Origin of the sequence: Streptomyces sp. NPDC056361, from assembly GCF_042262805.1 — a bacterium.
GTDB lineage: Bacteria > Actinomycetota > Actinomycetes > Streptomycetales > Streptomycetaceae > Streptomyces.
This window is the reverse complement of the sequence record NZ_JBHJQI010000019.1, coordinates 51,665-76,115: the sequence shown is the minus strand read 5'-3', so window position 1 is coordinate 76,115 and position 24,451 is coordinate 51,665. Positions and strand designations below refer to the sequence as shown.

Sequence of the window (24,451 nt, the reverse complement as noted above, 5' to 3'; positions counted from 1 at the left end):
CGGCGCCGGTCACGAGTGCAGGTTCTGCTCCGCCCACACGACCTTGCCGGTGACGGTGCGGCAGGAGCCCCACCGGCGGCAGAGCATGTTGATGAGCTGGAGGCCGCGGCCGCCCTCGTCGCTGAGGTCCGCGTGCTGGATCTGGGGCAGGTCGGGTCCCGTGTCCGAGACCTCGACGACGAGGCGTTCGCCGCGGAGGAGCCGGAGTTCGCCGGGGCCGTTGCCGTAGCGCAGGGCGTTGCCGACGAGTTCGGAGACGACGAGTTCGCACACGTCGGCGAGCTCCGTCAGATTCCACTCGGCGAGCTGCTCGGTGACCAGCCCCCGGGCGACCGACGCGGCGCGGCCCTCCTGCGGCAGCCGCCACACGCGGAGGTCGACCGGCGTGTCCGGGGTCCCGTCGACCCCGGACACCGCCGTCCGGACCGCCTCGGTCGCCGGGGCCGCCGTCGTGGTCGCGGTGGTCGTCGCCGTGGTCGTGGCGGTGGTCGTCGCGGTGAGGAGCACCGCCTCGTCGAACCGGGCGTCGCCGGCCGGCGCGCGCTCGACCAGGCCGCCGCCGACGAGCGCCGAGGAGCCCAGGTCGAGCGCCGCCGCGCGCAGCAGGTCCAGCTGATGGTCCAGGTCGGCGTGCCGGGACTTGATGAGGCCGTCCGTGTACATGATCAGGTCGCCGCCCTCGGGGACCGTCACGCGGACCGGATCGTACGGGATCACCCCCGCGCCGAGCGGCGCGCCGATGGGCACGTCCACGAAGTCGGCCGAGCCGTTTCCGCCGAGCAGGAGCGGGGGCAGGTGCCCGGCGCTGGCCAGCGTGTACGTGGAGTCGGCCGGGTCGTACACCGCGCAGAGGCAGGTGGCGACCTGCTCGTCCTCCAGGTCGCGGGTGGCGAGGTCGAGCCGGGCGAGGACGCGCTCCGGGGCCATGTCCAGGGTCATCAGGGTGCGCGCGACCGCCCGCAGGCGCCCCATGGTCGCGGCGGCGGGCAGGCCGTGCCCCATCACGTCGCCCACCATCAGGGCCGTACGGCCGCTGGGCAGCGCCATGACGTCGTACCAGTCGCCGCCCACCTCGTGGTGGCCCGTGGAGGGGGCGTACTCGGCGTGCACCCGCAGCCCCGGCGTGACGGGCGTCGCGCGCGGCAGCAGACTGCGCTGCAACGACACGACGTGCTCGCGCTCGCGCCCGTACAGCCGTGCGTTGTCGATGAAGACGGCGGCCTGGGAGGCCAGCTGCTCGGCGAGGGCCAGGTCCGTGGCCGAGAACGGCGGCGACCCCGCGCCGCGCACGAAGTCGGCGCTCCCCAGCAGCAGGCCGCGGGCGATCAGGGGCACCGCGAGGTAGCTGTGCACCCCGGCGGCGCGCATCTTCGTCGCGGCGCTCGCCGTCGGCGCCACCTTGATGAAGTCGTCGTGCCGCATGCGGCTCAGCAGCACCGGCTTGCCCTGTCGCAGGCAGTAGCGGTGGAGCAGCGTCTCGTGCTGCTCCTCGACGCGTACGGACGTCTCGCCGACCGGTGTCGGTTCCAGCGAGGACAGCTCCTCGACCGAGCACAGTGCGGCCGCCCGCATCGGCGGGACGCCCGTTCCGGTCCACCGCAAGCCCTCGTCGCCGCGCAGGACGCTCTCCAGGATGTCGACGGCGGCCCCGTCGGCGAAGCCCGGCACCGTGAACTCGGCGAGCTCCCGCGCGGTGCGCTCCAGGTCCAGTGTCGTCCCGATCCTCGACCCGGCGGAACTCAGCCACGCGAGCCTCCCCCGCGTGGACAGCCGGTCAAGCGGAACACCCCCGCCGCCGCGCGCGGACCGCCCGCGGCCACCCCCCGACCGGCGCACCACCGAGCCCTGTCCACCCGAAGCCCGGCTGCTCACGCGCCGCCTCCGGTTGCCGCCTTTCACTCTTTCGGCCTCCACACAGGAACTCGAACGCTCTTGCTGCACAGCATGCACCGGAAGCCGCCGGTATGCACCAGCCATGCGGAAGACGGACCCGCATGTACCCTCACGATCACACTCGGGGAGCACGGCCGCACGGCCCGTGACGGCGACGCGGTGTCGTCAGGGGGTGACGATCGGGAAGTCCGTGTCGGGAGTGTCGAGGACGGAGAGGAGGCGGGTGAGGAGGCCGGGGTCGCCGGTCATGGTGATGCCGGCGGTGCCCTTTCCGGCGAGCAGGGCGAGCAGTTGGGGCTTGGTCATCGTCATGGTCAGGCCGGCGTCGGGGCCGGGGCTGCTGCCGGTGGTCCAGGTGAGCAGGCCGTTGCCGAGGCGCAGGTGCCAGTAGTCGGCGCCGATGTGCCAGTCGACGGCGATCCGGAGCGACCAGGCCTTCGGCCCGTCGACGCGGACGGCGAGGCTGTCGATGATCTGGCCGGTCGACAGGGCGAGGTACATGTCGGGGCCGAGGGTGGCGGTGGCGTGCGGGGTGATGCCGTGGAGGAGTTCCTGGGCGCCGGTGAGGTAGAAGTTCCGCCACACGGCGTTCTCGACGGCTCGGCCCAACCGGGTGTAGAGGGCGGCGAGTTGGCGTTTGGCCCGGGTGTCCTCGGGGTCGTTGAAGACGGCGTGGCCGAGCAGCGTGACCGCGAAGCGGAGGTCGCCGCGGTCGGCGTAGTGCCGGGCGCGGGCGCGGACCGCCGCCTGGCCGCCGAGTGATTCCACCCAGCGACGGGCCTCCTCGACGGGCGGGTGCTGCCACAGGTGGGCGGGGTTGCCGTCGAACCAGCCCATGTACCGCTGGTAGACGGCCTTGACGTTGTGGCTCGGGGAACCGTAGTAGCCGCGGTTGGCCCAGACGCCCTCCAGCCGGGGCGGGAGCCGGAAGGTCTCCGCGATCTCGGTGCCGGTCAGGCCCCGGTTGATCAGCCGTACGGTCTGGTCGTGCAGGTAGCCGTACAGGTCCCGCTGGTGGGTGAGGAGCTCGACGATGGCGTCGTTGCCCCAGGTGGGCCAGTGGTGGGAGGCGAAGGCGACGTCGGCGGCCCCGGCGTAGAGGCCGATCGCCTCGGTGAGGTAGCCGGCCCAGGCGTGGGCGTCGCGCACCTGGGCGCCGCGCAGGGTGAGGACGTTGTGCATGGTGTGCGTGGCGTTCTCCGCCATGCAGACCGCGCGCAGGTCGGGGAAGAGGAAGTTCATCTCCTCCTGGCACTCGGTCCCCGGGGTCATCTGGAACCGGATGCGGACCCCGTCCAGGGTGACCTCCTCGCCGGTGGCGCCGATGAGGCGGGTGGGCGCGATGAGTCCGACGGTGCCGAGGGAGACGGTGAGGCCGAGCCCGCAGCCGACCTGCGCGGCCGCGTTCTTCGGGAGGGTCGAGCCGTACATGTAGGCGGCGCGGCGGGCCATCGCGGTGCCGACGTACACGTTCTCGCTGACCGCGTGCTCCATGAAGCCCTTCGGGGCCAGGACGGGTACGTCCCCGGCTCCGTCGGGCAGCACGCCGCGGCAGCCGCCGAAGTGGTCGACGTGCGGGTGGGTGTAGATCATGGCCCGGACCGGGCGGTCGCCGCGGTGGTCGCGGTAGAGCCGCAGGGCCGCGGCGGCGGTCTCGGCGGAGATCAGCGGGTCGATGACGATGATGCCGGTGTCGCCCTCGACGATGGTCATGTTCGACAGGTCCAGGCCCCTGACCTGGTAGATCCGGTCCGTGACGCGGTAGAGCCCCTGGCGTGACAGGAGGCGCGCCTGCCGCCACAGGCTCGGGTCGACGGTGTCGGGGGCGTCCGCGTCGTCCTTCGCTCCGGCGAGGAACCGGTAGGCGGCGGGGTCCCAGACGGTCTTCCCCGAGGCGGTGGTGAGGGGCCCGCCGGTGAAGGCCGCGACGAAGCCGCGGTCGGCGTCGGCGAAGTCGGCGTCGTCGTCGTACGGCAGCCCGTCGGTCCGCGTCGGCGTCGTCGGTCCGTCGTGGGGGAGGTGCCCGGCGAGCGCCTCGGCGGTCTGCGGGTTCAGCGAGACGGCGGCTGCCGCCGGTTCATCGGAGTCATGGCGGTGCGCACCCTTCTCGGTCGGGCGCCCACTATTGCAGTCACACTGCAATACGAGTCAAGGGGTGGGCACCTCCGGAAGGTCCGCCGCGGGCTCCGCGCCCACCCCGAGGAGCGCCCGGAGCGTGCGGCCGATCGCCGCGCGGGCCGCGGCCTCGTCGAGCCCCCGCCGGGACCGGAGGTGGTCCCAGACCGCCCACGAGGAGGCGGCCTCCACCGCGTCGAGCAGACCTCCGGCGCTCCGGGCGCCCGGCTCCGCGTCCAGCTCCGGTGCGAACATCCCGGCGAGGTCGGCCCGCAGCCATGCGTCGCCCTCGGCCATCACCCCGCGCAGTCCCGGCGAGTCCGCCTCCAGGCCGAGCCCGATCCTGCGGATCGGGGTCATCACCTCGTACATGCGGCCGCGCTGTGCCAGCAGCGCCCGCACCTTCCGCGCCGTGTCCCCGTCCGGGTCCACCGGCTCCGCGTGGGCGCGCCACCGCTCGGCCTGCCGCCGGGCGGCGGCGACGTACAGCGTCTCGCGGTCGGCGAAGTGCACGAACACCGTCCGCTCCGACACCCCCGCCCGCTCGGCGATCGCCTTCCGGGTGGGCTCCCGCCCGCTTTCGGAGACGAGTGCGAGCAGCGCGTCCACCAGCGCCGCGTACGTCCATTCCGGATCGCGTCGACGCCGGCGCCCCCGTGCGCCGGCGTCCGTCCCGTCCCCGCCTTCGGTCCCTGTGTCGCCCATCGGGTCATCGTGTCAGAGCCCGCGCCGACGACGGGCGCGCCACCTGCGGGGACGGGGTCCAGGCCCCGTCCCCGCAGGTGACGCCTGGCCCTACGTCCCGGACAGGACCTAGGGGGTGTCCCCCCGCGACGCCCGGCGTTCGTTCCTGAAGCCCGAGGCCACCACCGCGACGAGGCAGAACGCGATGACGATCTCGGCCCAGAGGAAGGCGATGTAGTCCAGGAGGGAGCCGATGGGCGGGGTCCCCGGGGCCGTGTTGCGGAAGGCCGCGAGGGCGAAGAGGGTCGCCGCCATCCAGCCGAGGGCGGGCCAGGTCAGACCCAGGCGCCGGGTGACGAGGAACCAGGCGCCGGTGAGCACCGAGAGCGCCAGCGCCCACATGGCGACCATCATGAACACGGCGAAGATGAGCACGCTGTTGGAGCGCCCGAGGTCCACGTCGAAGATCGCGGTCCCGTTCTCCGCCAGCGCGTCCACCCGGGCCGAGAAGAGGGCGTCGCCGTTGGTCAGCGTCATGTGGACGGGGACCTTCTCGCCCCCTTGCGTGGCACTGAACTCGATGGCGGCGGTGTAGGCGTCGAAGGGGTAGTCCGTGATCGAGCCGCCCGTCAGCGCGACGGGCAGGTCCTTGGTGGCGATGCGGCTGTGCGCCTTGAAGGACAGGTCGCCCCGGGTGGAGGTCGACGTCTGGAGCGTCAGATCCTCGGTGGGGGAGACGCCGCCGGCCTCGGCGAGCTCCCCGCGCGGCGTGACGAGCACGCGCAGGGTCAGCTCGCGGCCGGCGGCGTCGACACGCTGGATGGAGGCCTCGATGTCCACGCGGTCGGGCTCCGAACCACCGGCGCTGTACACCGTGTCGAGGGCTTGGCGTTCGCCGAACTGGAGCCACGTGCCGAGCACGATGGCGGCCACGATCAGGCAGCAGGCCACTACGGCGGGCAGGACCCGGCCCCGGCTCGGCTTGTGGCGTCGGATGGAGGACATGGAGGCTCCCGTGAGTCGTGGTTACGCGACCGGCTTGCCGGGCTCGTCGTGGGTGGCGCAGTGGATGCCGCCGCCTCCGGTGGCGATGGTGTCGATGCTCAGCTGCACGATCTCCCGCTTCGGGAACTGCTCCTGCAGGATGCCGCGCGCCCGGTCGTCGGCCTTCTTGTCGCCGAACTTCGGCATGTAGACGGCGTCGTTGCCGACGTAGAAGTTGGCGTACGTCGACAGGAAGTCGTCGGTGTAGCCGGTGACCAGGTCGGGGTCGGGCTGCGGGAGGTCGATGATCTCGAACTCGCGGCCCCGGGCGTCGGTCGCCTCGCTCAGCACGGACATGGCCTGGTCGGACGAGCGGGACCAGGAGTCGGCCGGCATGCCGGGGAAGGCGCGGTCCAGGAGGATGACGCCGGGCGCCGTGAACCGGACGAGGCTGTCGACGTGGGCGTCGGTGATGTCCTCGCCGCGCACGCCCTTCAGCCAGATCACCTTCTCCATGCCGAGGAGGTCCTTGAGCTCGTCCTCGATCTCGCCGCGCGACTTGCCGGGGTTGCGGTTGTCGTTGACGATCGAGCTCTCCGTGATCAGGAGCGTCCCCTCGCCGTCCGTCTCGAAGGAGCCGCCCTCGGCGACGAGCGGCGCCTGGACGCGCGGGATCCCGTACTTCCGCAGCAGGAGCTTGCCGACCTGGGCGTCGTTGTTGTGGGTCTGCTTGTTGCCCCAGCCGTTGAAGTTGAAGTCGACTCCCTCGACCTTCCCGTCCTGCTCGACGAAGACGGGGACCGTGTCGCGGGCCCACAGGTCGTCGACGGGGAGGGCGATGACCTCGACGCCGGAGCCGCACGCCTTCTGGGCACCGGCCATCTGGTCCGGCCGGGCCATCATGACGACGGCCTCGAACTCCGAGATGGCGCGGGCGACGCGTGCGATGTCCTCGCGCACGTAGGGGAGGTCGTCCTCCCAGACGGACGCGAGCGCCGGCCACGACATGAAGGTGCGGGCGTGGCTCTCCCACTCGGCGGGCATGCGGCGGTCCTCGTCCGACGGTGCGGCCTGCCCGCCGGTGGCGGTACCGGCGGAGCTGCCGGGGTCACCGGAGCCGCCGGGGCCGCACGCCGCGGCGCCGAGGGTGAGCACGCCGACTCCGGCGAGTACGCGCAGGGCCGAGCGGCGGGAGGGGAGGTCGGACATGTGGGGTCTCCGATCGTAGGCTTGCGGGACCGGGCTCCGGCGGTAGAGGGGTGTCGGTGGGGCGAGGCTCGTGGCCCGCACTGGTGCCCTGTCCAGGGACAGCGTGCACGTACCGCTCCGGGAATCGCCGGTACCGCGAAGTGGGATACGGCCTTCGTGTCGCTACTCTGACACTGACTGAATATTCAGTCAAATCTTCTGAGGTGGTGGGCGCCGGACGGAGCCGCCCCATCGGCTCCGGGCGCCGCGCGCCGGCGGTCAGTGGTCCAGCCGCTCCAGTTCCACCGTGACCGCGTCCCGCGTCAGCTCGCGGGCGTGGGCCAGCGGCAGTGCGCCGCTCAGCCAGCGCGTGCTGAGCCCCTCCAGGAGGGCGGTGAGCCGCTCCGCGGAGGCGGTGAGGGACGGCGCGGGGGCGGCCGGCCGTATCCGGCCGAGCAGGTCCGCGACGTCGTGGATCCAGGCCAGGGTGGCTCTGGCCAGGTCGCCGCGCAGTTCGGGCTCGAAGACCGCGCTGGCGCGCAGTTCGCCCCAGGCCGTACTGTTCTCGCGGACCTCGGGCAGGTCCTGGAACTCGAGCAGCAGCGTCTGCTCCAGCTCCTGCCGGGCGTCGTGCGGCCCGTCGGCGGCGTCCTCCTCCTCGGAGGTGTACCGGTCGGCCCGGTCGCTGATGAACTCCAGGGTGTTCCGCAGGATGCCGGCCCGGTCCTTGAAGTGGTAATAGATCAGTGCGGTGGACACCCCGGCCTCGGTCGCGAGCTCCTCCATGCGGAGCCCGCGTACCCCTCGCCGGGCGATGACCCGGGCGGCAGCTTCCAGGATGGCCCTACGGCGGTCCGTCGACACGTGATCCCCCTTGAAAGTGGTCTGAACCAAGAGTGTCGCATATTGACTGAATCTTTAGTTAGAGGGCACGATGCGCGAGTCCTGTCAGTCGACCGCGCCAACCGTTCCCTCCCGCGAAAGAGCCACCGCATGACCGCTCAGCTCCCCGGTGTTCAGCCCGCTCACGCGGCGCTGACGGCCGACGACCCCCGCGAGATCGGCGGCTACCGCCTCCAGGCCCGGCTGGGCTCGGGCGGCATGGGCGTGGTGTACCTGGCACACACGCCCGGCGGCCGTCCGATCGCGCTGAAGGTGGTGCGGGACGAGTTCGCGGGCGACCCCGAGTTCCGCCAGCGCTTCGCCCAGGAGGTGGCCAGCGCCGAACGCATCCACGGCCTGTTCACCGCCCAGGTGGTCGCCTCCGGCGTGGACGCCCCGACCCCGTGGTTCGCCACCGCCTACGTCCCCGGGCCCTCGCTGCACCAGGTGGTCCAGCGGCACGGCCCGCTCCCGGTGCGCACGGTCCTGCTCCTCGCGGCCGGCATCGCCGAGGCCCTCCAGGCGATCCACCGGGCCGGCGTCGTCCACCGCGACCTCAAGCCGGCCAACGTGCTGATCGCGGAGGATGGCCCCCGCGTCATCGACTTCGGCATCGCGCGCGCGGCCGACGCCACCGCCCTGACCGGCGTCGGCCTGAGCATCGGCACCGCGGCCTACATGGCCCCCGAGCAGGCGCTCGGCCACCCGGTGTCCCCGGCCACCGACGTCTTCGCGCTCGGCGCCCTCATCGCGTACGTCGCGGGCGGCGAGACCCCCTTCGGGGCCGGCCCCGAGTCAGCCGCGCTCTACCGGGTCGTCCATGAGCATCCCGACCTCGACCGGGTGCCGCACGAGCTGCGGGACCTGGTGGCCTGGTGCCTGGCCAAGCGCCCGGAGGAGCGCCCCACCACGGCGGAGCTGATGGCGGCCGTCCACGCCCACCCGCTGGTCGGGCCCCGCCCCGAGTTCGCCGAGGGCTGGCTGCCGCAGGCGATCTCCAGCGAGGTGGCGGGGCGGGTCGTGCCGTCCGGGCCGGGCACGGCGCCGCCGGTCCACGCGCAGCCCACGCTGGCGGCGGAGCCCTCGGCGGCGACTCCGGCGGAGCCCTCCCCGTCGGGGAGCGGGGCCGTACCGGCGGCACACTCGCGCCGGGCGCCGAAGCGCCGCCGCCGGCGGACCGTGACGGCCCTGGTGGTGCTCGCCGTCGTCGTCATGGCCGGCGGCGGCTACGTGCTCACCGCCCCGCAGGAGGCGAACTCCGCCGACGGCCCCGCCCCGGCCGTCTACGGCCCCGGGGGCGCGAGCGTCGAGCTGACCTCGCCGGACGCCACCTACGAGTTCGACCTGAAGGCCGGCAAGGTCGTCCCCTCGGACACCGCCGCCTGGTACCTGGCGCGCGAACGGTCCGAGTTCGTGCTCCCCGAGGACAGTGACGCCTTCGTCTCCACCGGTGACGAGCTCACCCCCGCCGACTGCGTCAAGGGGATCGAGACGGAGCCGGTGACCAAGGTCGCGTTCGAGGACGTGGCCGACGAGCGCCCCTTCTGCGTCCGCAGCGCCGACGGCCGCGACCTCGTCGTGGTGCGCCTGGTCGAGGCCCAGCCCGACGGCGGCCCCGTCACGGCGGCCTTCGACCGCTACCGCCGCGCCTAGGAGGTGTCTTCCCGATCGTGCCGGGCCGCCGGGCCGCCGGGCCGCCGGGGCGCCCCGGCGGGGCCATGGTCATTTCAAGATCATTGACTGAAATTTCAGTCTGCGACAGCATGCGGGGGAACACCAGCCTCCACTTTCCTCACGCAGGAGTTTCCATGGATACGCCCACGACCTCCCGGCGCCGACTGCTCCAGTTCGGCGCGGCGGCACTGCCCCTCGCAGCCCTCGGGTCGGCCGTGCCCGCCGTGGCCAACGCCGCCACCAGCGCCTCGGCGGCGACGCTGCGGATGCCCGCGGAGACCGACCGCCACGTCCGGACCTTCATGGCCTGGCCCGCGCTCTCGTCCGTCTGGGGCTCCCAGCTCGCCGGCGTCCGCCGGGACATCGCCAGGGTCGCCGACGCGATCTCCCGCTACGAGCCGGTCGTCGTGCTCGCCCGGCCCAGCCAGGCGGCCGACGCCCGGTACTACTGCGGAGCCGGCGCCTACTACGGCATCGAGGTCCTCGACATACCCAACGACGACCTGTGGATCCGGGACTTCGGCCCGACGTTCGTCGTCGCCCCCGGCGCCCTCGCGGGCGTGGACACCCACTTCAACGGCTGGGGCAACAAGCAGACCCACGCCAACGACGCCGTCGCCGCCGCGACCCTGCTCGGCCAGTACGGCGTCCCGCGCGTCCAGGCCGGATTCGTCGGCGAGGGCGGCTCGCTGGAGACCGACGGCCAGGGCACCCTGCTCGCCACCGTCAGCTCCCTCGTCAACAGCAACCGCAACCCGGGCATGAGCCAGGACCAGGTCGAGCAGGCGATGAAGTCGGCGCTCGGCATCGACAAGGTGATCTGGGTGCCCGGCCTCGCCGGCCAGGACATCACCGACTGCCACATCGACTGCCTCGCCCGCTTCATCGCACCCGGCAAGGTCATGCTCGACCAGCCCGGCCCGCGCACCGACGCCAAGTGGGTCGCCGTCTACAACGAGACCAAGAAGATCCTGCAGAGCTCGACCGACGCGCAGGGGCGCCCGCTGACCATCACCGAACTCCCCGGCCCGGACCGCAAGGAAACCCGCGTCGGAACCGCCAACAGCTCCTTCCTGTCCAGCTACACCAACTACTTCACCGCCAACGGGGCCGTCTTCGTGCCCCAGTTCGGCGACGCCGTCGCCGACGGCACGGCCTACGCCATCCTCCAGGCCGCCTACCCCGGCCGGAACGTCATCCAGCTCGACATCGACAAGATCGCCGGCGGCGGTGGCGGCATCCACTGCGCCACCCAGTCGCAGCCCGTCGTGCCCCCGGCCGTCTGACCCGGCCGACACCGAACGACCCGCCGGTCGCCGCCCACGGGCGGCGGCCGGCCATGTGGAGAGAACGTGATTCGACGCCGGGTGATCCCGCTGCTCGCCGATCTGGTGCTGATCGCCGTGACCGGGGCGACCGTCGTGCTCCTGCTGGACTGGGACAGCTGGAGTTCCGAACAGGGAGCGCTGTTCGGAACCGCGGGCCAGCTCGGCACGGCCGGAGGCGCCGTCGCGGCGGTACTCGTCCGCCGGCGCCTGCCCGCCGCCGCGCTGGTCGTCGCGGCCACGCTCATGGCGTTCGAACCGCTCACCGGCGGAGCGCTGACGGCCGTGGCCTACACGGCGGGCCTGCACTGGGCCCGCGTCCGCCACCGCGTCGTCGTCCTCACCGTCTCCCTGACCGTGCCCCTCGCGGTCACCGTCGCCCACTCGGCCGTCGAGCCCGCGCCGATCCTCGAGTACGACGTGATGGTCGTCCTCGTCACCGGCATCGTCTGCGGCGTCCTGCCCGGCCTCGCCGGAGCGCTGGCCGGTCAGCGCGAGCGGCTGGTGCGGGCCCTGGAGGAGCGCAACGCCTTCCTGGAGCACGCGCACCGCTCGGCGGAGGAGCAGGCCAGGTCCCGCGAGCGCTCGCGGATCGCGGGCGAGATGCACGACCTGCTCGGCCACCGCCTGAGCCTGATCGCCCTGCACTCCGGCGGCCTAGAGATGGCCGGCGAGACCGGAGACCCCGAGGTGCGGCGCAGCGCCGTGCTGGTGCACAGCACGGTACGGCTGGCCATGGCCGAACTCCGCGACGTCCTGGGCGTCCTGCGAGCGGAGGACCCGCAGTCGGCCACGTCCGAACCCCTCACCGCGCGGACCGGCACGCACGCGGACGTCGCCGCCCTGGTCGCCCAGTCCCGTACGGCCGGCATCGCGGTCCGTCTCGACTGGGCGGGGGAGGACCTCACGGGGGAGAGCCCCACCGCCCGCCGCGCCGTGGACCGGGTGATCCGCGAGGCCCTCACCAACGTGCACAAGCACGCCGCCGCGGCGGAGGTACGGGTCGCCGTGCACCGGGAGCAGGGGCAGGTACGGGTCGACGTCCGCAACGGACCCGAGGACACCGGCGCCCGACCCGTCCGCCTCCCCGGCGGCGACCTCGGGCTCGTCGGCCTGCACGAGCGCATCCGGCTGCTCGGCGGCACGCTGAGCGCCGGCCCCGAGGACGGCGGCGGCTACGCGGTCGACGCCCGCATCCCCCTGCGCACCGGCCCCGCCGCGGCGACCACCCCCGCCCCCGCGGGACCCCGGCCCGTGTCGGCGGTGCGGAGCTGGTGGCACGGGCTCGCCCGCTCCGCCGGCCTGACCCTCGGCGTCGCCGGCGTCGTCGCCCTGCAGTTCGTCACCCTCGCCTTCGTCCCGTACCCGGAGGTCGACGAGTCGTACGACGGCGAGGACGCCGTCGTCTCGTCGCCCCCCTTCCCCCACACCCCTTGAGGCTCCCGCAGTGATTCGTGTTCTCCTCGCCGACGACCAGGAGCTGGTCCGCGCCGGCATCCGGCTGGTGCTCAAGCACGCCGACGACATCGAGGTGGTGGCCGAGGCGTCCGACGGCCGCGAGGCCGCCGCGCTCGCCGTCCGGCACCAGGTCGACGTCGCCATGCTCGACATCCAGATGCAGGGCACGGACGGGCTCAGCGCGGCCGAGCGGATCGCCGAGCGGGCGCCCTCGGTCCGCGTGGTCATGCTCACCACCTTCGGCGAGCACGCGTACGTCGACCGCGCGCTGAAGGCCGGCGTGACGGGATTCCTCCTCAAGGACAGCACCCCGCAGGAACTCATCCAGGCGGTCCGCCGGGTCGCCTCCGGCGCGCCGGTCGTGTCCCCCCAGGTCACCCGGCACCTCATCGACCGCTACCTCGACCACGGCGAGGAGGCGGCCGATCCCCGCATGAGCCGCATCGCCGAACTCACCAGCCGCGAACGCGAGGTGCTCGCCATGGTCGGCACCGGCGCCTCCAACGCGGAGATCGGCAAACGGCTGCACCTGGGAGAGGGCACGGTCAAGGGGTACGTGAGCCGCATGCTGACCAAACTGAGCTGCGACAACCGCGTCCAGGCGGCCATCCTGGCGCACGACGCCCGACTCCTCCACGGCGAGCGCTGACCCAGGGATCCGGCGAAGGGGCCGGGCCGTCGACGCCGACGGCCCGGCCCCTCCGCGTGTTCAGCTCCCGGGCGGCCGGGAGGACGGCGGCGACGAGACCTCCGCCGAGGGGCCGACCGTGGGCGCGGCCGTCGGCCCGGGCGTACGGGCCCCCGCGTCGGCCCCCGTGCCCGGCCCCGCCCCGGCCTCCGGAGTCCCGGGCCGCTGCTCCGCCGGCACCTCCCTCCCCGGGTCCGCGTCCGAGGCGGGCGGCGTCTGCACGTTCGCGGCGCTGACCGCGAGGAAGACACCGGCGGCCCCGGCGACGACGGTCTTGGTGACGAGTGCGGCCCAACGCATCAGGACCTCCTCCTGGTCTTGGCGGGGGCGGTCACCAGGCCGTGACCGGTGACGTTCTGGATCTGGAGGCCCGGCCGCGCGTTGACCTCCAGGATGAGGGGCCCGCGGTCCGCGTCGACGACGATGTCGGCACCCAGGTAGTGCAGGCCGGTCGCCGCCGCGCAGCGGCTCGCGGCGTCGAGCACCTCGGGCCAGTGCGGAACGGTCGCGCCGATCAGCCGCTCGCCGGTGTCCGGGTGCGTCTCCGTCGACTCCTTTCCGACGAGCGCGTGCGTGATCCGCCCGGTGGGCAGGTCGACGGCGGCGCCGATGGCCTTCTGGTGCAGATTGGCCCGCCCGCCGCTGAACCTGGTCGGCAGCCGCAGCATCGCCAGCCGGGGCCTGTCGCGGTCGCAGATCACCCGGATGTCCGGCAGCCCCTGGTGGGAGAGCCGGGCGAGGTCGGGGTGGGCCCGGATCAGGGGCTCGAACAGGGCCCAGTCGGTGGGGCGCGGCGAGAAGTCCCCGTCCAGGATGCGGCGCAGCTGGTCGGCGACCAGCTCCTGCGAGATCCGTTTGCCGGAGGACGACCTCCAGTGCCTGCGGCCCCGGCCGAAGGCCAGCAGGATGCCGTTGCCGCCCAGGCCCTGGTTCGGCTTGAGCGCCCACGTGTCGGGCAGGCCGTCCCAGTCCAGGGAGTTGATCTCCCGCCGCGAGCGCAGCAGTGCCAGGGTGGGGGAGGTGGGCGCGCCGACCGCCGCCAGCGCCTCCTTGGTGGCGTGCTTGTCGTTGACGAGCCGGATGGCCGCCGACGAGTTGTGCCGGGCGATCCGCGCGTTGCGCAGGTTCATGCCCATGACCGGGTCCCAGCCGCGGAGCCGTATCACGCCGCGCCCTCCTGGGCCTTCGCCGCGGGGGCGAACCGGAAGAGCTCATTGAGCCGCAGCCCGCGGTACGTCCCCGCGACCGCCGTCCACACCGCGCACACGAGCGCCAGCTGGAGCGGCACCGCCTCCGCGATCTCCCGCACGTACGGCGTCAGGAGGAGCAGCGCCACCAGGACCGCCGTGCCCATCGTCAGGGCGGCGCCCACGACGGCGGCCTTGACGCCGTCGAGGTCCCACGCCTCCCACAGCCGCTCGGTGACGATCGCGGTGACCACGACCGGCAGCGACATGCCCCACGAGTCGGAGAGCCCGAAACCGCCCAGGGCGAGCTGCGAGGCGATCAGACCCGAGGTGACCACGGCGATCAGCACGCCGAGCCGGGCGACCCGCGGCAGGTGCAGGCGCCGCAGCAGCGGCTGCATGGCGAACCCGAGCACGAACATCGCCAGCGTCAGGGGTACGCCGAGGGGCAGGCCGGCCTGCGCGTACGCCAGGGCGAGCAGCACCGGACTGAACGTGCCGAGGGTGTTCAGCCCGACGACCACCCGCAGCACCACGATCAGCAGGCCCGCCAGGGGCAGCAGCGCCATCATCGACACGGGGTCGATCGCCGGCGCCTTGCTGAACAGGATCCGCAGGGCCGACGGCGCGGCCGTGGAGTCGGGCTGCGTGAGGAGCCGCTTGCCCACCGCCACCTGGAGCCCCTGGACCTCCTGGCGGCCGAGCAGGACGGGGGTCTCGCGCTTCGAGCGGTTGTTGACGCTGAGCTTCGCGACGAACGACCGGCCGGCCAGCCGCATCGAGGTGTCGATCACCGGGCGCTTCTCACGGCCCAGGGCCGAGGCCACGGTGATCCTGGGCGCCGCGGCGAGGTCGAACCCGAGCTCCTTCGCCAGGGCCGTGTCCACCGACGACGCCGACGCACCCGTGTCGATCAGGGCGAGGACCTCGGACGACGCGCCCGACGGTCCCGTGATGCGCACCATCTCCCGCTCGCCGACGACCTCCCCCGACCGGCTCAGCGGCCGGTCGGGCGAACCGATCACGCTCATCAGCAGGCATGCCACACCGGCCACGGCCGCGAGCACCTTCACGAACACCGGCACTCTCATGCGCCCACCGGCGTGGGCGCCGACCGCCCGGTCCCCTCTCCCCGCGCGTGCTTCGTACTTCTGGTCGTACTTCTGGAGGTCATGCATGAGGACAGCCTTGGACAGCGGACCCGGCGCCCGGTAGTACCGATCGGCCGGATCGGGGCAACGAAAGTCACCCCGCGGGATCCCCGGCCCGGAGGGTGCGTCAGGGCCGCGATTCCGGTGGGGGGAAGCGCCGGGTAGGGTTCGGGCCATGGCGTCTCGCAGCACTCAGATCCTCGAAGCAGCCGCCCGGGTGATCGCCCGGCGCGGTGTCCGCGGCCTGCGCGTGGAGGAGCTCGCCGCAGAGGCGGGCGTGTCCACCGCGCTCATCTACTACCACTTCAAGGACCGCGCGGGGATCCTGAGCAAGACGCTCGAGTTCATCAACGACCGCGCCGACCGCTACACGACCGAGCGCGACCCGGACGCCGAACCGCTCGGCCCGCGCGAGGAGCTCGACCAGACGCTCCTCCTCGAACTCCAGGACTCGACCGAAGTCAGGGAGAACAGCACCGCGTGGGGCGAGTTGCGCGCCAGCGCCGTCTTCGACGACCTCCTGCGCGAGGACCTGGCGAGGGCCACCCTCACCTGGGTCCAGGAAGTCGCCTCCCTCCTCGGCCAAGTCCAGCCCATGGCCCCGGCCGTCGCCCTCACGGCCTCCGCCGAACGCCTCACCGCCCTCCTGGAGGGCCTCAGCATGCGCTGGCTCAGCGGCACCCTCCAGCTCGCCCACGCCCGCACCCTGATGAGCGAGGCCATCGACGCCGAGATCGTCCTGCTCGGCCGCTAGACCTCCGCTGCTGGACCTCCGCCGTTAGACCTCCGGCGCCTCGTCGGCGGGGCCGCCGCGGGCGGTGCGGCCCGGCAGGGTCACCCGGACCGTGAGCCCGCCGCCGGCGCGCGCCGTCGCGGTGACCGCGCCGTGGTGGGTGAGGGCGACCGCGCGGACGACGGCGAGGCCGAGGCCCAGGCCGTGGCTCCGGCGGTCGGGGCCGCGGTGGAACGGCTCGAAGAGGCCGGGGACGTGGGCGGGGTCGAGTACGGGGCCGGTGTTCGCGACCTCGACGAACGCGAGCCCGTCGTGCGTGCCGGTCGTGATCGTCGCCGTACCGCCCGGGTGGTTGTGACGTACGGCGTTGGCCAGCAGGTTCAGCGCGACCTGGCGGAGCAGGGAGGGGTCGCCCGCGGCCGGCGCGGGTGAGAGGCGCGCGGTGACGCGGACCTCGGTGGTGCGGGCCTCGTCGGAGAGGTCCCGCAGGGCGTTCCCGGCGAGGTCGGCGAGGTCGACCGGATGGGGCGTCAGAGGGGCGCTCTCGCCGCGGGCCAGGGTCAGCAGCGCGTCGATGAGGCGCTCGGTGCGGGCGTTGGCGTCCAGCGCGCGCCGTAGCGCGGGTTCCAGGTCGGCGGGGACGCGGCCCTGGGCCAGCGGGATCTCGAGCGCGGTGCGCTGGAGGGTGAGCGGGGTGCGGAGCTCGTGCGAGGCGTGGGCGGTGAAGTGCCGCTGGGCGGTGAAGCTGCGGTCGAGGCGGTCGAGCATGGCGTCGAAGGTGTCGCCGAGCTCGCGGACCTCGTCGTGCGGTCCGGTGAGGCCGAGCCGTTCGTCGAGGGTGCTGCCGGCGCTGATGCGGCGGGCGGCCGCCGTGACGCGGGTCAGCCGGTGCAGTGACCGGCGCCCGGCCCACCAGGCGAGCAGCGCGGCGAGGGCGGTGAAGACGGCGAGCAGGAGCAGCGACCGTACGAGCAGTTCGTCGAGCACCCTGTCCTGGAAGTCCTCGAAGGCCTCGGCGGGCGTGGTGGCCATCGCCGGCGAGGAGTCCGGCGGCAGCGGGGCGGGGCTCGCCGCCGGGTCGGCGGCGCCGGTGGTCAAGGCGGCCGGGGGCACGGCTGCGTCCGGCGGGACGAGGACCGAGCGGTTCGCCTCGATGAGCTGCCGCGAGCTCAGCCAGTTCAGGAGGAGCAGCCCCGCGCCGAGGACCACGAAGACCGAGGTGGTGACCAGGGCCAGCCGGCCGCGCAGCGGCAGCCGGTACGGAGCCGGTCGGCGGGCGGCGAGACGCCGGAGCGGCGAGGGGTGACGGTCGGCGCGGGGCCGGTCCGGACGCCGGAGCGGCGAGCGGAGACGGTCGGCGCGGAGCTGGTGCGGTGAGGTGCGGTCGGCGGCGCCGTGCGGGTCCCGGCCGTTCACAGCCGGTACCCGAAGCCGGGGTCGTGGCTGATCGGCGAGGGTTCGCCCAGCTTGCGGCGCAGCGCGTGCACCGTGACGCGGACGGCCGTGGTGGCCGGGTCGAGCGCCGCGTCCCACAGCCGGTCCCTCAGCTCCTCGGTGCTGACGGGCGCGCCGTCGGCGGCCAGCAGCAGCTCCAGCACGCCGAGTTCCCTGGGCGTCAGCTTCAGCGGGCGGCCGTCGCGCTCGGCGACGCGGCGGACGGTGTCCAGACGGATGCCGTGCCGGGTGAGCACGGTCGCGGTGCCGGTGGGGGCGCGCCGGCCGAGGGCCCGGAGCCTGGCGACCAGTTCGAGGTACGAGAACGGCTTGGCCATGTAGTCGTCGGCGCCCTGGCCGAGCCCGTCGACCAGGTCCGAGAGGGCTCCGGCGGCGGTGAGCATGAGGATCCTGGCCGGGTAGCCGGCCGTGTCGAGTGCCCGGCAGACGGCGTCCCCGCTCAACACGGGCAGGTCCCGGTCCAGGATCAGGACGTCGTACGCGGCGGCCGCCGTCATCTCGAGCGCCCGGGCGCCGTCGTGGGCGACCTCGCAGACCATGCCCTCCGCCCGTAGCCCCTCGGCGAGCATCGCGGCCAGCTCCGTCTCGTCCTCGACGATGAGCACGCGCATGCCATTCCCCTCCAGTCGTCCGGGCCGCACGCGGTCCCGGCCGCGAACTGCCTGGTCGAGCATGCCCTCGGGGACGTTAACCGGCGGTTAGGCACGCACTCACCGACGGCTCACCGGACGCTTCGTAGAACTGCTGTACGTCATCGTCGAGAACCAGCAGGGAGCAGCACATGCGCAGTCGTACCGGACGGGCACTCGCGGCGGCGGTCGCCGTCACCGTCGCCCTCCTGACGAGCGGTTGTTCCGCGGAGGACTCCGCGCCCCGGGTCGCCGGGGACGACGGGTCGCGTGCGAGCGGGCCGCAGGACGACAACGCGGTACGCAGGGCCTGGGTGACCTGCATGCACGCGCAGGGGCAGAACCAGGTCCAGCAGGACGAGGAAGGCAACATCTACACACCGGCCGCCGGGGTCGGCACCGAGGGAGACGTCGCCGGTTACGAGGCGGCGGCCAAGGTCTGCGACGCGAAGAACCCCGGCATCCACCAGGCCACCGAGAAGACCCACCGGAAGTTCGTGGACCAGGCGCGCGCCTGGGTGGCGTGCGGCCGTAAGAACGGCTACCCCGACCTGCCCGACCCCGACCCGAAGACCGGCATCCTCCAGATCCCCCGGGCGGCGTTCGACGCGGCCAAGTGGGACGCGATCCAGCCGGCCTGCAGCAAGCTGCCGGCGCCCAGCTACCAGATCGGCCAGTGACCGTGTCCCAGCCCGTACGGTCCACGGACCCCATCGCGCCTTCCTCCGCCGACGTTCCGACCGCTTCCGCTTCCGCTTCCGCTTCTCCTTCCGCCTCGACCGCCTCCGCCTCCGCCGACGTTCCGCCCGCCCCCGCCCCCACCCGGCGCGGGCGCCGACGGATCCTCGTCCCGCTCGTCCTCGTCGCCGCGGTCGGCGGGGCCGCCGCGCTGGGCGCGACGCGCCCGTGGGAGCGCGGGAGCGCCGTCGCCGAGCAGCCGACCCTCCGCCACGGCACCGCGGTGGTGGAGAAGGGGTCGCTGTCCAGCGGCATCCAGGTCGCGGGGACGCTCGGCTACGACGCCCTCACCCCCGTCGTCGCCTCCGGCCGCGGCACGTACACCGCGCTGCCGGCCGTCGGCTCCGTCGTGAAGGCGGGCGGGCGGCTGTACGAGGTCGACGGGCGCCCCGTCGTCCTCATGACGGGGGACCGGCCCCTCTGGCGCGACCTGGGTCCCGGAGTCGACGGCCCCGACGTCCGGCAGCTGGAGCGCAACCTGGTCGCGCTCGGGCACGCCGACGGCCTCGGCCTCGCCGTGGACGGGAAGTTCACCGCCGCCACCGCCGCCGCCGTCAAACGCTGGCAGCGGGCCCTGGGCGTGAAGCCGACCGGAACCGTCGAGCTCGGCGGCGTCGTCATGCTGCCGCGGGCCACCGTGCGGGTGCACCAGGTCGCCGCGCAGCTCGGGTCGCCCGTGGGGTCGACCGCGGCCCTGACGGTGAGCGGCACGGACCTCGTCGCCGTCGTGCGGCCCGCCGAGAACCAGCTGTCCCGGTTCAAGCCCGACGGCAAGGCGGTGGTGAGGCTCGCCGAGGGCGGCACCGTCCAGGGCCGGATCCGCTCCCTCATCCGCGGGGGAGGCGGGGAGGGCGACGGGGAGTCCGGCGGCTCCGGCGGCGACCGGCAGAAGACCGTCGTCACCGTCGCGCTGGACGACCAGGGCGCGGCCGGGCGGGCCGGACCCTCCACCGTGACGGTCAACGTCGTCGGCGACACCGCCACCGACGCCCTCATCGTCCCCGTCACCGCCCTGCTCGCCCTGGACGGCGGCGGCTACGGCGTCAAGGTCGTCACCGGCACCACCAGCCGGCTGGTCGAGGTGCGCCTGGGCCTGGTCGCCGACGCCAGGGCCCAGATCACCGGGGACGTGAAGAGCGGCGACCAGGTGGTGATCCCCACGTGACCGCGCCACCGACACAGGACCGCGCCCCCGTCCTCGAACTCGCCGGCGTCACGAAGGAGTACCCGGGATCGCCTCCGCTGCGCGTGCTGCACGGCATCGACCTGACCGTCGAGGCCGGCGAGCTCCTGGCCGTGGTCGGCCCCTCGGGCTCGGGCAAGTCCACCCTGCTCGCCCTCCTCGGCTCGCTCGACCGGCCCACCGCCGGCCGGCTCCGCTTCGAAGGACGCGACCTGGCCGGCCTCTCCGACACCGAGCTCGCCGCGGTTCGCGCGCACCGGATCGGCTTCGTCTTCCAGCAGTTCTTCCTGCTCTCCGGGCTGACCACGGTCGAGAACGTCGCCACCGGCCTCCTCTACAGCGGCGCCCCCGCCGCCCGGCGGCGCGAGGCGGCCGTCGAGGCACTGCGCGAGGTGGGCCTCGGGCACCGCCTCCGGCACCACCCCGACCAGCTGTCCGGAGGTGAGAAGCAGCGCGTCGCGATAGCCCGCGCCCTCGTCGGCCGCCCCGCGCTGCTGCTCGCCGACGAACCCACCGGGGCGCTCGACAGCGCCTCCGGCGCCGCCGTCGTCGACCTGCTGCGCGCCCTGAACGCCCACGGCACCACCGTCGTCGTCATCACCCACGACCGCGACCTCGCCGCCTCCTTCCCCCGGCGCATCGGCATCCACGACGGACGCGTCGACTTCGACGAACGCCGCCCGCATCCCGCAGGAGCCGCCCCGTGACATCCCCCCAGCGCCGCACCCGGCTGCGCCCGACGGACCTGCTGCGCCTCGGCATGATCGGGCCGCGCACCCGCAAGACGCGCTCCGCGCTCTCGGCCCTCGGCATCTGCCTGGGCATCGCCGCCGTCATCGCCGTGACCGGCATCTCGTCGTCCAACCAGGCGCACCTGCTGGCCCGCCTGGACCAGCTCGGCTCCAACCTGATCAGCGTGTCCCCGGGGAAGGACACCGAGCAGCGGCCCGTGCCGCTGCCGCCCACCGCGGAGAAGATGCTGGCCGCCATCGCCCCGGTGCGGCAGGTCACCGCGACCGGGGCGACCGAGGCCGAGGTCTACCGCAACGATCTGGTGCCGAAGGAGCAGTCGGGTGGCATCAGCGTGCTGGCCGCCCGGCTGAACCTGCTGGACGTGCTGCACGCCACCCTGCGGAGCGGGCGGTGGCTGGACGCGGCGGCCGAGCGCCTTCCGGTGACCGTCCTGGGCGACCAGGCCGCCGAGCGGCTGGGCGTGACCGCGCCGGGCGAGCGGGTGTGGCTGGGCGGGCAGACGTACGTCGTCCGGGGGATCCTGGCGCCGAACGACCTGGCTCCCGAGCTCGGCACGGCCGCCCTGGTGGGCTGGCCGCAGGCCATGAGGCACCTGGGCGCGGACGGCAGCGCGGCCACCGTCTACCTGCGGTCCCATCCCGAGCGGGTGCCGGACGTGCAGGCGGTGGCCGGGGCCACCGCGAACCCGGCGGCCCCGAGCATGGTCGCGGTGAGCCGGCCGTCCGACCTGCTCACGGCCCGGAGCGAGGCGAAGGGGGCGCTCACCGGTCTCGTCCTGTCCCTGGCGGGGGTCGCCCTGCTCGTCGGCGGTGTCGGGATCGCCAACACCATGGTGGTCGGCGTGATGGAGCGCCGGGGCGAGATCGGGCTGCGCCGGGCGCTGGGTGCCCGGGGCGGGCAGATCGCCGCGCAGTTCCTCCTGGAGGCCGTCCTGATGGGGTTCATCGGCGGGCTCGGCGGCCTGGTCGTCGGCGGTCTGGCCGTCTACGGCTACGCGCTCGCGCAGGGATGGCCGGTCTCCGTGCCGCTGTACACGATCGTCGCCGGCCCGTCGGTCTCGGTCCTGGTGGCCGCCGTCGCGGGGATCTATCCGGCGCTGCGGGCGGCCGGGGCGTCGCCGACGGACGCCCTTCGTTCCGCCTGAGTTCTCCTCGATCTTGACTGACATTTCAGTCAGGTGTCACAGTGTGCCGCACACCCGCTTCCGGCACGCCGGAGAAAGGAAGGGACACCATGCGTGTGACCAGGCCCGCGCGTCAGGGGGCGGCATGCCCCTGACCCCCACGGAGCGCGACCGGCTGCTGCTCTTCACGGCCGCCCAGCTCGCGCGGACACGCCTGGAGCGCGGGTTGCGGCTCAACGTGCCGGAGGCGACCGCGCTGATCGCCGACACGGTGTGCGAGGCCGCGCGCGACGGCCTCCACCTGGCCGAGGCCCTCGATCGCGGCCGTGGTGCCCTCGGTCCGGACGACGTGCTCCCCGGCGTCACCGACATCGTGACCGAGATCCAGGTCGAGGCCGTGTTCGAGGACGGCACCCGGCTGGCGGTCATCAGCGCCCCGTTCGGCGACGTGGAGCACGACGACGGCGGCCCCGGGGCCGTCCTGCCCCACGCCGACGTGCTGCCGGAGCCGGAGCCGGAGGTCCGGCTGTGGGTCCGCAACGCGGCCGCGGTGCCGGTGAGCGTGACCTCGCACTTCCACTTCTTCGAGGCGAACCCGCGCCTCGACTTCGACCGGGCCGCCGCCTACGGCATGCGGCTCGCGGCCGCCGCCGGGTCGTCCACCCGGTTCGACCCCGGCGCCGTCGTCGAGGTCGGGCTCGTCCCGATGGGCGGGGACCGGATCGCGATCGGCTTCGCGGGCCTGGTCGACGGGCCGCTGGACGCGCCCGGGGCGAAGTCCGAAGCCCTGCGCCGCGCCGCCGCCTGCGGCTACCTGGGCGCGAAGGGGGTGGAGTGATGAGCAAGCCCACGCGGCACGGCGACCACTGCGCGCCGGGCGAGAGCCGGCACATCGACCCGCAGGAGTACGCCGCCGTGCACGGACCCCGCGCGGGGGACAGGGTCCGACTCGGCGACTCCGGGCTCGTCGTGCGGGTGGAGTCGGACGCGCAGGCGTACGGGGACGAGTTCCTGGCCGGCTTCGGCAAGACGGCCCGCGACGGCATGCACCTGAAGGCCGCGGCCGTCCGCGAGACCTGTGACGTCGTGATCACCAACGTCCTGGTGATCGACGCCGTGCTCGGTATCCGCAAGGTGTCCATCGGCATCCGCGAGGGCCGCATCCACGCGATCGGGCGGGCCGGCAACCCCGACACCCTCGACGGCGTCGACGTCGTCGTCGGCACGGGCACCACGATGATCCCGGGCGAGGGCCTCATCGCCACGGCCGGCGCGATCGACACCCACGTCCACCTCCTGTCGCCCAGGATCATGGAGGCCTCGCTCGCCAGCGGCGTCACCACGATCATCGGACAGGAGATCGGCCCGAGCTGGGGCGTCGGCGTGAACTCCCCCTGGGCCCTGAACCTCGGCTTCCAGGCCTTCGACGCCTGGCCGGTGAACATCGGCTTCCTCGCCCGCGGCTCCGCCTCCGACGAGGCGCCCCTGGTCGAGGCCCTCGCCGAGGGTGGCGCCTGCGGTTTCAAGGTCCACGAGGACATGGGCGCCCACACCCGGGCCCTGGACACCGCGCTGCGGGTCGCCGAGGAGCACGACGTGCAGGTCGCCCTGCACAGCGACGGCCTGAACGAGTGCCTGTCGGTCGAGGACACCCTGCGCGTCCTGGAAGGCCGTACGATCCACGCCTTCCACATCGAGGGCTGCGGCGGCGGACACGTCCCCAACGTCCTCAAGATGGCGGGCGTGCCGAACGTCATCGGATCCTCCACCAACCCCACCCTGCCGTTCGGCCGCGACGCCGTCGCCGAGCACTACGGGATGATCGTCTCCGTCCACGCGCTCAAGACCGACCTGCCGGGCGACGCCGCGATGGCGCGCGACCGGATCCGGGCCGGGACGATGGGCGCGGAGGACGTCCTGCACGACCTCGGCGCGATCGGGATCACCTCCTCCGACGCCCAGGGCATGGGAAGGGCCGGCGAGACCGTACGCCGGACCTTCGCGATGGCCGGGAAGATGAAGGCGGAGCTGGGCCCGCTGGAGGGCGACGGCGCGCACGACGACAACGCGCGCGTGCTGCGCTACATCGCCAAGCTGACCATCAACCCCGCCATCGCCCACGGCCTCGCCCACGAGGTCGGCTCGATCGAGATCGGCAAGCTCGCGGACATCGTCCTGTGGCGCCCGCCGTTCTTCGGCGCCAAGCCGCAGACGGTCCTCAAGGCCGGCTTCCCGGCCTACGGCGTCACGGGCGATCCGAACGCCGCCACGGACACCTGCGAGCCCCTGGTCCTCGGCCCCCTCTTCGGTGCCCACGGCGCCGCTCCCGCCGAGCTCTCGGTGGCCTTCGTCAGCCGCGCCGCGGCCGAGTCCGGCTCCTTCGGGGCGCCGCACGACAACCTGGCCACCCGGCGCAGGCGGGTCGCCGTGCGGGGCACCCGCGGCATCGGCCCCGCCGACATGGTCCACAACGCCCGCCTGGGGCAGGTCGACGTCGACCCGCGCAGCGGTCTCGTGACCCTCGACGGCGATCCGATGCGCTCCGAGCCGGCGCAGCAGGTGTCGCTGAGCAGGCTGTACTTCCTCTGATCCGGTCGATCGGCCGAAT

General features: G+C 73.7%; 22 protein-coding genes. 11 read left to right on the top strand and 11 right to left on the bottom strand.

The genetic code is table 11. From position 1 onward, the window contains the following. Window positions 1-9 precede the first annotated feature (9 nt). The 6 genes from ACFCY7_RS09115 to ACFCY7_RS09090 form a co-directional block, all read right to left on the bottom strand. Complete coding sequence (locus ACFCY7_RS09115; RefSeq protein ID WP_376482756.1) at window positions 10-1,872, bottom strand: SpoIIE family protein phosphatase; 1,863 nt, start codon at window positions 1,870-1,872, stop codon at window positions 10-12. Between the two features lie 186 nt (window positions 1,873-2,058). After that, the gene (locus ACFCY7_RS09110; protein WP_376482771.1) at window positions 2,059-3,948 is read right to left on the bottom strand and encodes an alkyl/aryl-sulfatase; all 1,890 of its coding nucleotides are present in this window, start codon (window positions 3,946-3,948) and stop codon (window positions 2,059-2,061) included. 93 nt (window positions 3,949-4,041) lie between these two features. Beyond that, a complete protein-coding gene (locus tag ACFCY7_RS09105; RefSeq protein WP_376482755.1) occupies window positions 4,042-4,713 on the bottom strand; it encodes a TetR/AcrR family transcriptional regulator in 672 nt (223 codons plus the stop codon). A gap of 108 nt (window positions 4,714-4,821) precedes the next feature. Continuing rightward, window positions 4,822-5,697, bottom strand: a complete 876-nt coding sequence (locus tag ACFCY7_RS09100) for a DUF4436 domain-containing protein (RefSeq protein ID WP_376482753.1) — start codon at window positions 5,695-5,697, stop codon at window positions 4,822-4,824. Window positions 5,698-5,718: 21 nt separating this feature from the next. Continuing rightward, window positions 5,719-6,885 (bottom strand): agmatine/peptidylarginine deiminase, encoded by a 1,167-nt coding sequence (locus ACFCY7_RS09095; protein WP_376482752.1) that lies wholly within the window; start codon window positions 6,883-6,885, stop codon window positions 5,719-5,721. Window positions 6,886-7,143: 258 nt separating this feature from the next. Next, window positions 7,144-7,728 (bottom strand): TetR/AcrR family transcriptional regulator, encoded by a 585-nt coding sequence (locus ACFCY7_RS09090; RefSeq protein ID WP_376482751.1) that lies wholly within the window; start codon window positions 7,726-7,728, stop codon window positions 7,144-7,146. Between the two features lie 129 nt (window positions 7,729-7,857). Between ACFCY7_RS09090 and ACFCY7_RS09085 the strand changes: the two genes are divergently transcribed. The 4 genes from ACFCY7_RS09085 (at window position 7,858) to ACFCY7_RS09070 (ending at window position 12,852) form a co-directional block, all read left to right on the top strand. Next, entirely contained in the window at window positions 7,858-9,399 is a 1,542-nt protein-coding gene (locus ACFCY7_RS09085; RefSeq protein WP_376482750.1) for a serine/threonine-protein kinase, read from the top strand. Window positions 9,400-9,554: 155 nt separating this feature from the next. After that, entirely contained in the window at window positions 9,555-10,706 is a 1,152-nt protein-coding gene (locus ACFCY7_RS09080; protein ID WP_376482748.1) for an agmatine deiminase family protein, read from the top strand. A gap of 66 nt (window positions 10,707-10,772) precedes the next feature. Then, window positions 10,773-12,182, top strand: coding sequence for a sensor histidine kinase (locus ACFCY7_RS09075; protein ID WP_376482747.1), 1,410 nt, complete (start codon window positions 10,773-10,775; stop codon window positions 12,180-12,182). A 10-nt stretch (window positions 12,183-12,192) separates the two neighbouring features. After that, entirely contained in the window at window positions 12,193-12,852 is a 660-nt protein-coding gene (locus ACFCY7_RS09070; RefSeq protein ID WP_376482746.1) for a response regulator, read from the top strand. A 60-nt stretch (window positions 12,853-12,912) separates the two neighbouring features. On the opposite strand, the gene ACFCY7_RS09065 is transcribed toward ACFCY7_RS09070, so the two are convergent. Genes ACFCY7_RS09065 through ACFCY7_RS09055 form a run of 3 tightly spaced genes read right to left on the bottom strand, consistent with a single transcriptional unit; the run spans window position 12,913 to window position 15,256 of the window. After that, window positions 12,913-13,191, bottom strand: coding sequence for a hypothetical protein (locus tag ACFCY7_RS09065; RefSeq protein ID WP_376482744.1), 279 nt, complete (start codon window positions 13,189-13,191; stop codon window positions 12,913-12,915). Further along, entirely contained in the window at window positions 13,191-14,057 is an 867-nt protein-coding gene (locus ACFCY7_RS09060) for a sugar-transfer associated ATP-grasp domain-containing protein (RefSeq protein WP_376482743.1), read from the bottom strand. The genes ACFCY7_RS09065 and ACFCY7_RS09060 overlap by 1 nt, the downstream gene beginning before the upstream one ends. Continuing rightward, window positions 14,054-15,256 (bottom strand): 7TM domain-containing protein, encoded by a 1,203-nt coding sequence (locus tag ACFCY7_RS09055; RefSeq protein WP_376482741.1) that lies wholly within the window; start codon window positions 15,254-15,256, stop codon window positions 14,054-14,056. The genes ACFCY7_RS09060 and ACFCY7_RS09055 overlap by 4 nt, the downstream gene beginning before the upstream one ends. Window positions 15,257-15,404: 148 nt before the next feature. Here ACFCY7_RS09055 and ACFCY7_RS09050 point away from each other — a divergent pair, with 148 nt between their 5' ends. Next, window positions 15,405-15,983 (top strand): TetR/AcrR family transcriptional regulator, encoded by a 579-nt coding sequence (locus ACFCY7_RS09050; RefSeq protein ID WP_376482739.1) that lies wholly within the window; start codon window positions 15,405-15,407, stop codon window positions 15,981-15,983. A 24-nt stretch (window positions 15,984-16,007) separates the two neighbouring features. Here ACFCY7_RS09050 and ACFCY7_RS09045 read toward each other — a convergent pair whose 3' ends face one another. Both ACFCY7_RS09045 and ACFCY7_RS09040 read right to left on the bottom strand, forming a co-directional pair. Then, on the bottom strand, window positions 16,008-17,378 hold the full coding sequence (locus tag ACFCY7_RS09045; RefSeq protein WP_376482737.1) for a sensor histidine kinase: 1,371 nt from the start codon (window positions 17,376-17,378) through the stop codon (window positions 16,008-16,010). After that, window positions 17,375-18,028, bottom strand: a complete 654-nt coding sequence (locus tag ACFCY7_RS09040) for a response regulator transcription factor (RefSeq protein ID WP_376482735.1) — start codon at window positions 18,026-18,028, stop codon at window positions 17,375-17,377. Before ACFCY7_RS09040 ends, ACFCY7_RS09045 begins: the two co-directional genes overlap by 4 nt. Window positions 18,029-18,198: 170 nt before the next feature. On the opposite strand from ACFCY7_RS09040, the gene ACFCY7_RS09035 reads away from it, so the two are divergent. The 6 genes from ACFCY7_RS09035 (at window position 18,199) to ACFCY7_RS09010 (ending at window position 24,432) form a co-directional block, all read left to right on the top strand. Next, window positions 18,199-18,726 (top strand): hypothetical protein, encoded by a 528-nt coding sequence (locus ACFCY7_RS09035; protein ID WP_376482733.1) that lies wholly within the window; start codon window positions 18,199-18,201, stop codon window positions 18,724-18,726. Next, window positions 18,723-19,949 carry a peptidoglycan-binding protein gene (locus ACFCY7_RS09030; RefSeq protein WP_376482731.1) on the top strand — a complete coding sequence of 409 codons (1,227 nt, stop codon included), beginning with the start codon at window positions 18,723-18,725 and terminating at the stop codon, window positions 19,947-19,949. Before ACFCY7_RS09035 ends, ACFCY7_RS09030 begins: the two co-directional genes overlap by 4 nt. Then, complete coding sequence (locus tag ACFCY7_RS09025; protein WP_376482730.1) at window positions 19,946-20,674, top strand: ABC transporter ATP-binding protein; 729 nt, start codon at window positions 19,946-19,948, stop codon at window positions 20,672-20,674. Before ACFCY7_RS09030 ends, ACFCY7_RS09025 begins: the two co-directional genes overlap by 4 nt. Beyond that, complete coding sequence (locus tag ACFCY7_RS09020) at window positions 20,671-21,864, top strand: ABC transporter permease (protein ID WP_376482728.1); 1,194 nt, start codon at window positions 20,671-20,673, stop codon at window positions 21,862-21,864. The genes ACFCY7_RS09025 and ACFCY7_RS09020 overlap by 4 nt, the downstream gene beginning before the upstream one ends. 124 nt (window positions 21,865-21,988) lie before the next feature. Then, window positions 21,989-22,681, top strand: a complete 693-nt coding sequence (gene ureA, locus ACFCY7_RS09015) for an urease subunit gamma (protein WP_376482727.1) — start codon at window positions 21,989-21,991, stop codon at window positions 22,679-22,681. Beyond that, a complete protein-coding gene (locus tag ACFCY7_RS09010; RefSeq protein WP_376482725.1) occupies window positions 22,681-24,432 on the top strand; it encodes an urease subunit alpha in 1,752 nt (583 codons plus the stop codon). The genes ureA and ACFCY7_RS09010 overlap by 1 nt, the downstream gene beginning before the upstream one ends. Window positions 24,433-24,451 lie beyond the last annotated feature (19 nt).